The sequence below is a fragment of the Brevibacillus sp. YAE8 genome (assembly GCF_057543335.1).
Genome location: NZ_BAAIYG010000119.1, coordinates 1 through 579, shown reverse-complemented (window position 1 = coordinate 579; position 579 = coordinate 1). Strand labels below are relative to the sequence as shown.

1 protein-coding gene is annotated in these 579 nt (G+C 41.8%); it reads right to left on the bottom strand.

Annotated features, from left to right (window positions below):
- Positions 1-51 precede the first annotated feature (51 nt).
- Positions 52-579 (bottom strand): ABC transporter permease (locus AC27IT_RS27915; protein ID WP_487092278.1); only part of this gene is annotated, 528 nt, incomplete at its 5' end.

Sequence of the window (579 nt, the reverse complement as noted above, 5' to 3'; positions counted from 1 at the left end):
CTATTCCAAAAGCCAGCTAAAAACCCGCTGTAAAAAAGCGGGTTTTTTCTATTATATATGTTTGCGCTGAAAATACAGTAAACCTGCTACTCCAAAAAGCAGAAAGCTGCTTATAACAACCACTAAGAAATTCTGTGTAGTCAGCATCAACCCCCATGATGCTTTTCCGGTTACACCTAACATTCCATACATTGGCTGAGTCCATGGGTACCAGGGGCCAAATCGTTCAGAATTAGCAACGAATAAATTCGGTAGTGTTAAAATGACGTTGACTGTCAAAGATGCTCCAAAGCTAGAACATGCCATTGACACAGCTAGCATAAACGCAAGAATGGGCAACACCGCAACCCATCCGCCTAGCATATTTCCAGCTATCATCTTTAAAGGCACAGCGCTCGGATAGTCTTTTAACATGCTAACTCCTAATAAAACAACAAATACAAGCACTTGAAGAATTCCCATGAAAGCTGCTGCTGTAATCAATTTTGCTCCGTATACCGATGTCCTTGTCACAGGAAGAGATAATAATTGCTTCCATCCTCCCGCTTCGTGTTCATACCGACAGATGAAGGATGTTAC